Here is an 8,419-nt window from a genome sequence, read left to right as displayed (position 1 = left end):
ATCATCGTCGACACCTACGGCGGCATGGCGCGTCACGGCGGCGGCGCCTTCTCGGGCAAGGACCCGTCGAAGGTCGACCGCTCGGCTGCCTATGCCGGCCGCTACGTCGCGAAGAACGTGGTCGCCGCGGGCCTGGCCACCAAGTGCGAGATCCAGATCAGCTACGCCATCGGCGTTGCCGAGCCGACTTCGGTCTACGTGACCACCTTCGGCACCGGCAAGATCGAGGAGTCGAAGATCGAGGAACTGGTCCGCGAGCACTTCGACCTGCGCCCCTACGCCATTCAACGCATGCTCGACCTGCTGCACCCGATGTATCAGGCCACGGCATCGTATGGTCACTTCGGTCGCGAGCCGAAGCAGGAGACCTACACCTACACGGTGATGGAGAACGGGAAGCCGGTCGAGAAGAAGACCACGTTCACCAGCTTCCCGTGGGAGAAGACCGACAAGGCCGAAGCGCTGCGCAAAGCCGCGGGCCTGTGATCCCACGATCCACGCATACCAAGCATCCAAGGAGTTCGTGATATGAACGCAACCGTATCCCCCATCAAGAAGGAGAACTTCACCGACTACAAGGTGAAGGACATCGGCCTCGCCGAGCTCGGCCGCCATCGCATCCGCATGGCCGAAGAGGAAATGCCGGGCCTGATGGCCATCCGTGAGAAGCACGCCCCGTCGAAGCCCCTCGACGGCGTCCGCGTCACGGGCAGCCTGCACATGACCAAGGAAACCGCCGTGCTGATCGAGACGCTCGACAAGCTCGGTGCCAGTGTCCGCTGGGCCTCGTGCAACATCTTCTCGACCACCGACGATTCCGCCGCGGCCATTGCCGCCGCCGGCATCCCGGTCTTCGCGTGGAAGGGCGAGACGCTGATGGAGTACTGGGAGTGCACGCTGAACGCGCTGACGCACCCCAACCTGGAAGGCCCGCAGCTGATCGTCGACGACGGCGGTGACGCCACGCTGCTGATCCACAAGGGCGTCGCCATGGAGAACGGCGACACCTGGTGCGACAGCGAGGGCGGCAACGAGGAGGAACAGTGCGTCAAGGCCATCCTCCGCCGCACCCGTGACGAGCGCCCCGGCTTCTGGAAGAAGGTGTCCGAGGGTCTGCGCGGCATCTCCGAGGAAACCACCACGGGCGTGCACCGCCTGTACCAGCTCGCCGAAGCCGGTGAGCTGCTGGTCCCGGCGATCAACGTCAACGACTCGGTCACCAAGTCGAAGTTCGACAACCTGTACGGCTGCCGCGAGTCGCTGGCCGACGGTATCAAGCGCGCCACCGACCTCATGATCGCCGGCAAGGTTGCCGTGGTCTGTGGCTACGGCGACGTCGGCAAGGGCTCGGCGCACTCGCTGCGTGGCCTCGGCGCCCGCGTGATCGTCACCGAGATCGACCCCATCAACGCCCTGCAGGCGGCGATGGAGGGCTTCGAGGTGAAGACCGTCGAGGACGTGCTGCACGAGGGTGACATCTACGTCACCACCACCGGCAACTTCGACGTCATCACGTTCGAGCACATGAAGCAGATGAAGAACAATGCGCTCGTCTGCAACATCGGCCACTTCGACAACGAGATCCAGGTCGACAAGCTCAACGCCGCCAAGGATGTGAAGCGCGAGACCATCAAGCCGCAGGTCGACCGCTACACCTTCCCCGACGGCCGCGTGATGTACCTGCTGGCCGAGGGCCGCCTGATCAACCTGGGCTGCGCCAACGGCCACCCGGCGTTCGTCATGTCGAACAGCTTCTCGAACCAGACGCTGGCCCAGATCGAGCTGTGGAAGAACAAGGACAGCTACGAGAACAAGGTCTACCGTCTGCCCAAGAAGCTGGACGAAGAGGTTGCCGCGCTGCACCTCGGCCAGATCGGCGTCAAGCTGACCAAGCTGTCCAAGGAGCAGGCCGACTACATCGGCGTGCCGGTGGACGGGCCGTTCAAGCCCGAGCACTACCGCTACTAAAAGCGGGCAGCAGTCCTGTGCAACACGGGCGCGGCGCGCAACACGCGCTCCGCGCCCTTTTTTATGGGTGATTCAATGACAGAAACCAAGTATTCATTCGAGCTCTTCCCGCCCAAGACCGAGCAGGGTGCGGAGAAGCTCAAGCTGGCAGTCAAGCGACTCGCCGAGAAGAAACCCGAGTACTTTTCGGTGACCTTCGGTGCCGGCGGCTCGACGCAGGAAGGCACCTTCGAGACGGTGCAGATGGTGGTCGAGGAGACCGGCATCGAGGCAGCGCCGCACCTGAGCTGCATCACGTCCTCGCGCGACCGCATCCGCGACCAGCTGGCGCGCTACCGCGAGGCGGGCGTCAAGCGCATCGTGGCGCTGCGCGGCGACCTGCCGGCCACCGCGAACAGCAGCTCGGCCCCCGGTGACCTGCACTATGCCAACGAGCTGGTGACCTTCATCCGCGAGGAGCACGGCGACCACTTCGAGCTGGAAGTCGGCGCCTACCCCGAGATGCACCCGCAGGCGCCGGACATCGACAGCGACTTCGACAACTTCCGTCGCAAGGTCGAGGCGGGTGCGGATGCCGCCATCACGCAGTACTTCTTCAACATCGACGCCTTCGACGACTTCATGGAGCGGTGCGAGCGCGCCGGTATCACCATCCCCGTGATCCCGGGCATCATGCCGATCGTGAACTTCGAGCAGATCGTGCGCTTTTCCGGTGCCTGCGGCGCCGACATCCCGCGCTGGCTGTACTACGGCATGGAGCGCTACAAGGACGACAACGAGGCGCTGCGCGACTTCGGGCACGAGGTCGTGACCAGGCTGTGCGGCAAGCTGATCGAGCGCGGCGTGCCGTCGATCCACTTCTACACGCTCAATCAGTCCAAGCCGACGCTCAAGCTGGTCGAGGCCCTGGGACTGGGCTGAGCCTGCCGAGTGGACGCCGCGGCTCGCTCGCGGCCATAATGAGAACCGTTCCCATTTCTGGCCTTCTCTCATGCGCAGCTTCCTCGCCGTCCTGATCGGCTTCGTCCTCGCCGCCTGTTCGCCCGAGCAGGCTTCCGAGCAGCAGTCCGCGACTGACACGCAGGCGGGCGGGGAAGCGGTCGGGCCGAGCGAGCCGCTCGTGGTGTACTCGTCGCGCATCGAGGCGCTGATCCGGCCGCTGTTCGAGCGCTACGAGGAGGAAACCGGCGAGCGCATCCGCTTCCTCACGGATTCCGATGGCGCGCTCATCGCGCGCCTCGACGCCGAAGGCGTGCACACGCCGGCCGACATTCTGATGACTGTGGATGCCGGCAATCTCTGGCGGGCGGCGGACCTGGGATTGCTGCAGCCACTGGAATCGTCGGACGTCAGCGACGCCATACCGCCTCAGTACCGCGACAGCAGGAACCGATGGACGGCACTGTCACTGCGCGCCCGCACGATCGTGTACAGCACCGAGCGGGTTGCCCCGGAGAACCTGTCCTCCTACGCGGCACTCGCCGATGACGCCTGGCAGGACCGGTTGTGCCTGCGGACGTCCAAGAAGGTCTACAACCAGTCGCTGGTCGCGGCGATGATCGCGCGCCTGGGCGAGGAGCGGACCGAAGAGGTCGTGCGCGGCTGGGTCGGCAACCTTGCCGAGCCGCCGTTCGCGAACGACACCGCCGTGGTCGAGGCCATCGTGGCCGGGCAATGCGATGTCGGCATCATCAACAGTTACTACTTCGGACGCCTCGAGGCGAAGAATCCGGAGATCCCCGCCGCACTGTTCTGGGCCAACCAGGGTGACGGCGAGGGCGGAACGCACGTCAACGTCTCCGGCGCGGGCGTGACGGCGCATTCGCGCCATGCCGAGCGCGCGCGCGCGCTCATCGCGTGGCTTGCCGAGGGCGAAGCGCAGCATCTGTACGCGGAGCTCAACATGGAGTTCCCGGCCAACCCGGACGTGGAAGCCGCGGAAGCCGTGAAGGCCTGGGGAGATTTCCGGGCCGACGATCTCGCCATCGAGAAGGTCGGCGAGCTGCAACCCGCCGCGGTGAAGCTGATGGATCGTGCCGGTTACCGTTGATCCGGTAACCGGTGGCGCGCCGGCGCATGCCGGGCGGCCCGTCGTTGCGCGTTTCCGCGAGCATTCATGAGATGGCGGACCGACACAACGCCGGCGGCGTGATCCGCGGGACCCTCGGCAGCGGCGCCTGGCAACTGGCCGCCCTGCTCCTGTGCGTACCGACGGTGATTCCGCTCGCGGCGGCAGCGTGGTCGTGGACAGACATCGACTCCGAGCTCCTCGCGCACCTGGGCCGCTTCGTGCTGCCGTCGGCCGCGCTGGACACGCTGGCGCTGCTCGGCACGGTCCTTGTCGGGGTCCTGGTGGTCGGGGTCACCTCGGCTGCGCTGGTGGCACTCACCGATTTCCCCGGCAGGCGCGTGTTCTCCCTGCTGCTGCTGCTGCCGCTCGCCCTTCCGGGATACGTGGCGGCGGTGGCATTCCTGGGGCTGCTGGACCGGAGCGGTGACATCACGCAGTGGCTCGGCGGCGCAATGCCTGAGGTACGCAATCGGTGGGGCCTGACCGCGGTACTGACCGCGGCGCTGTACCCCTATGTGTTCCTGATCACGCGCGAGGCGTTCCGCTCGACGGGGCTGCGCGCGATGGAAGCCGCGCGCAGCTTCGGCATGTCGCCCGCGCGCGCCTTCTTCCGGGTCGCGCTGCCGATGGCGACGCCCTGGATCGCGGCCGGCGCCAGTCTGGCACTGATGGAGGTGCTCGCCGACTTCGGCACGGTCGCGGCGTTCAACTACGACACGCTCTCGGTGGCGATCTACAAGGCCTGGTACGGCCTGTTCTCCACGCAGTCGGCGCTGCAGATCGCGAGCGTAATGCTGATCTTCGTCGTGTGCCTGCTGGGAATGGAGGCGCACGCGCGGCGACGCATGCGCTTCGAGGCGGTCGGGGTGGATGCGATCCGTCGCATCCCGCTGGGCCCGCGGCAACGCTGGATGGCCGCCGGCTGGTGCGGCCTGGTCTTCGGCGCGTGCTTCGTGCTGCCGGTATCGTGGCTGGTCTTCGGCTCGCTGCGTCATCTCGCCGTTCTTGACGCGCGCTTCCTGGAGTGGGCCCTGAACAGCGCTACGCTCGCCATCTCGGCGGCAGGACTGATCGTGGCGGCCGCCGCCTTCCTCGCCAGCAGCGTCCACCTCGCACCACGTCCCGGACTGCGCATGGCCCAGCGCGTGGCGACGCTGGGCTACGCCTTTCCCGGCGCACTGCTCGCGGTCGGGCTCTACGTGCCGATCAGCGAGCTGGCTGGCATGGCCGGCGGCGGACTCGCGGCAAGCGTGGCCGGTGGCGGGCTCGTGCTGATGCTCATGGGCTACGGCGTCCGCTTCCTCGCGGTGGCGCACGCTCCGGTCGCGTCCAGTACCATGCGCCTCCCGCGGTCGGTCCTCGACAGCGCACGCCTTGCCGGCATGCCGCGGGCCGGGATCCTGCGCCGCATCTACTGGCCCGCACTGCGCAGCAGCGTCGCAGTGGGCGCGCTGCTGGTCTTCGTTGATGTCATGAAGGAAATGCCGATCACGCTGATGATGCGTCCCTTTGGCTGGGACACGCTCGCTACCCGGATCTTCGAGTACACCAGCGAGGGCCAGTGGGAAATGGCAGCCGTACCGTCACTGCTGCTGGTGCTGGTCGGACTGGCCCCGATCTGGCTGCTGCACCGCCAGACCGGAGACACGCGCTAGGCGCCGCCCGGTCATGCTCGAGATCCGCGATCTTTCCGCTGCGTACGGCGACAACCGGGTTCTGTCCGGGATCGATCTCGTCCTGCCGCGCGGCGAGACCGCTGCACTACTGGGCCCGAGCGGATCCGGCAAGACGACGCTCCTGCGTCTGCTCGCCGGCTTCGAGACACCGCTGGCGGGCAGGCTCAGCTTCGACGGCGAGCCGCTGAGCGACGGTGCCCGCGTGGTGCCGCCGGAACAGCGCGGCTTCGCCATGGTGTTCCAGGATCTCGCATTGCTGCCGCACCTTTCGGCACTCGACAACGTGCGCTTCGGGCTACACCGCCTTCCGCGCGCGCAGGCGCGTGACCGGGCCCGGGAAGCCCTGTCCATGGTGGGCCTCGCGGGCCTTCATGACCGACGCCCCCACGAGCTGTCCGGCGGACAGCTGCAGCGCGTCGCCGTTGCGCGCGCGATCGCCGCCCGGCCCCGTCTGCTGCTGCTCGACGAGCCCTTCTCCAGCCTCGACGAGGAGCTCCGGCTGCAGCTGCGCGAAGAATTGCGGAGCCTGCTCTCGCAACTGGGGATCACGGCGATGCTGGTGACCCATTCGCACCTCGAGGCCTTCGCCTTCGGTCAGTGGGTCGGCGTGCTCCACGACGGGCACCTGCACCAATGGGACACGCCGTACAACGTCTATCACCGGCCCGCGAGCCGCTTCGTTGCCGACTTCGTCGGCGAAGGCGTCTTCATTCGAGGCACTTTCGACACCGAAGCCGGCACGGTCAATACCGAACTCGGCCGGTTGCCGCCTTCTCCGGGGCAGCTGCCGGGCTCGACCGCGGTCGATGTCCTGCTCCGCCCGGATGACGTGCTGCACGACGATGACAGCCCCTGGCAGGCGCGCGTCGTGCGCAAGAGTTTTCGCGGCGCCGCCTTTCTCTACGAGGTGGAGCTCGCGTCCGGAACCCGCGTGCTCTCGCTGGTGCCGTCGCACCACAATCACCGCATCGGCGAAGCCATCGGCATTCGCCTCAACCTCGAGCACGTCATCTGCTTCGATGCGGCGCATCCACGTACCGAGGATCGGCGTAATAGTTGACGACAGGGAAGCCGCTTCGAATAATCAGAACCATTGATCGGCGTTGTTCCTACGGTGCGCCCGGGCCCGTGCCCTGCCGACCCGCCCGGGAGAACGACTGGACCCCAGGAGGTTCGTGATGAGAGCAAGCATTCTCTTCAGTGCGGCGGCGCTCGCATTCGCTGCCGGTGCGGCTCACGCCGCCGACGCGGAATCGTCCCGCTCCATGGAGCTCGGCACCATCATGGTGACACCGGACGTGGTCGATCCCGACTCGCTGTACGCCAAGCTCGGTGGAGCCGACGGTGTCAACATCATCGTCGATCAGTTCTACAGCCGCTCCATGATCGACAACCGGCTGCGCGAGGTCCTCGCGAACGCCGGGATGGACGTGGGCCGGCAGAAGGAGCTGTTCAAGCAGCTGCTCGTGGCCAAGGCTACCGACCGTGAAGAAGCCGCGGCCGAGCTCAGCGCCGAGTATGCCGAAGCATTCCGCGAGAACCCGATGTCGCACTCGCAGTTCAATGCGGGCATCGAGAACCTGTATCTCGCGATGGAGGATGCGAACATCCCCTACTACGTGCAGAACAACGTCATGCACGTGGTCTTCCCGCTGAAGGATCAGGTCACCGACTAATCAGCCACGCGGCCGGTGCGACATGCACCGGCCGCGTCGTGACGGAACCGCCAGCCGGGAAGCGGCCGCCTCGCGCGAGGTGCGTCTGGGCGCAGCTCTGATCGCCCGCCAACCTTAGTCGGCCACGATCGGTGCCGTCCATCGCATTCTGCGCTCACGATAGCGCCTTTTCGGGCACACTTCGACCAACGGCTCGATCCGGGCGGCTGCGCTTCCCCTGCTGACGCAAAAGCGATCGCCGACATGCAGCGCCTCCGCAGGCGCCCTGTCGCAGATACGGGTCTGCCTGCAACCCGGCCCTTGCAGCCGGAGCCGAACGGCACCACGCTCCGGATCCCGCCGCCCAAAGAACTGCGCCCCGCGTCGATGGGTGTCGACCGCGGGGCGCAAGGCATGGGAAATATGGTGGCCAGGGAGAGAATCGAACTCCCGACACGGGGATTTTCAATCCCCTGCTCTACCGACTGAGCTACCTGGCCGCATGCAGGAGAAGGCGCATCCGCTGCACTTTCTCATATCCTACGAGACCGCCCCGCACCGCGGGAATCGGTCCGACTGCTGCGCCTCGTATTGTAGCCGCCAAAGGCGCCAGAATCGAGACGCACAAACAAAAAGAGCGCCCCGCGATGCGGGGCGCTCCGGGTTAAGAGCCTGGCAGTGTCCTACTTTCACACAGCGAAAGCGCTGCACTATCATCGGCGCTGAGCAGTTTCACTTCGGTGTTCGGGATGGGAACCGGTGGTTCCTGCTCGCTATAGCCGCCAGGCAAACTGGCTGGCCACCGCCTGAGCGGCAGCCAAAATTCGGTCTGTGTCGAACACGCAAGCGCATGTCTTCAGAGTGCTTGAGCGTTATATGGTCAAGCCTCACGGGCAATTAGTACGCGTTAGCTTCATGTGTTGCCACACTTCCACACCGCGCCTATCAACCAGGTCGTCTTCCTGGGCCCTTCAGGGGACTAGTGTCCCAGCGAGATCTAATCTTGAGGTGGGCTTCCCGCTTAGATGCTTTCAGCGGTTATCCTTTCC

7 protein-coding genes, 1 tRNA gene and 2 rRNA genes are annotated in these 8,419 nt (G+C 66.1%); 7 read left to right on the top strand and 3 right to left on the bottom strand.

Going from position 1 to position 8,419, the window contains the following annotated elements:
• From KAH28_RS16625 to KAH28_RS16595, 7 genes are all read left to right on the top strand, one after another.
• Window positions 1–486 (top strand): methionine adenosyltransferase domain-containing protein (locus KAH28_RS16625; protein ID WP_290578578.1); only part of this gene is annotated, 486 nt, incomplete at its 5' end.
• Between the two features lie 42 nt (window positions 487–528).
• The gene (ahcY, locus tag KAH28_RS16620) at window positions 529–1,968 is read left to right on the top strand and encodes an adenosylhomocysteinase (RefSeq protein ID WP_290578576.1); all 1,440 of its coding nucleotides are present in this window, start codon (window positions 529–531) and stop codon (window positions 1,966–1,968) included.
• Window positions 1,969–2,043: 75 nt separating this feature from the next.
• Window positions 2,044–2,889 carry a methylenetetrahydrofolate reductase [NAD(P)H] gene (gene metF, locus KAH28_RS16615; RefSeq protein ID WP_290578565.1) on the top strand — a complete coding sequence of 282 codons (846 nt, stop codon included), beginning with the start codon at window positions 2,044–2,046 and terminating at the stop codon, window positions 2,887–2,889.
• A gap of 70 nt (window positions 2,890–2,959) precedes the next feature.
• Window positions 2,960–4,018: an extracellular solute-binding protein gene (locus tag KAH28_RS16610; RefSeq protein ID WP_290578563.1), complete on the top strand. Its 1,059-nt coding sequence runs from the start codon at window positions 2,960–2,962 to the stop codon at window positions 4,016–4,018.
• A gap of 71 nt (window positions 4,019–4,089) precedes the next feature.
• Window positions 4,090–5,694 carry an iron ABC transporter permease gene (locus KAH28_RS16605; RefSeq protein WP_290578561.1) on the top strand — a complete coding sequence of 535 codons (1,605 nt, stop codon included), beginning with the start codon at window positions 4,090–4,092 and terminating at the stop codon, window positions 5,692–5,694.
• Between the two features lie 13 nt (window positions 5,695–5,707).
• Window positions 5,708–6,775, top strand: a complete 1,068-nt coding sequence (locus KAH28_RS16600; protein WP_290578559.1) for an ABC transporter ATP-binding protein — start codon at window positions 5,708–5,710, stop codon at window positions 6,773–6,775.
• A gap of 118 nt (window positions 6,776–6,893) precedes the next feature.
• On the top strand, window positions 6,894–7,391 hold the full coding sequence (locus KAH28_RS16595) for a hypothetical protein (RefSeq protein ID WP_290578557.1): 498 nt from the start codon (window positions 6,894–6,896) through the stop codon (window positions 7,389–7,391).
• A gap of 403 nt (window positions 7,392–7,794) precedes the next feature.
• Here the strand turns inward: KAH28_RS16595 and KAH28_RS16590 are convergent.
• The 3 genes from KAH28_RS16590 to KAH28_RS16580 all read right to left on the bottom strand — a co-directional run.
• Window positions 7,795–7,870: transfer RNA gene (locus KAH28_RS16590), tRNA-Phe, on the bottom strand.
• A gap of 170 nt (window positions 7,871–8,040) precedes the next feature.
• Window positions 8,041–8,157, bottom strand: a 5S ribosomal RNA gene (rrf, locus tag KAH28_RS16585).
• 89 nt (window positions 8,158–8,246) lie between these two features.
• Window positions 8,247–8,419 (bottom strand): 23S ribosomal RNA (locus KAH28_RS16580); the annotation flags it as partial.

It is taken from the genome of Algiphilus sp. (assembly GCF_023145115.1).
Lineage (GTDB): Bacteria > Pseudomonadota > Gammaproteobacteria > Nevskiales > Nevskiaceae > Algiphilus.
Note: the sequence above shows the minus strand (reverse complement) of the source record. Positions and strands in the feature narration are given on the sequence as shown.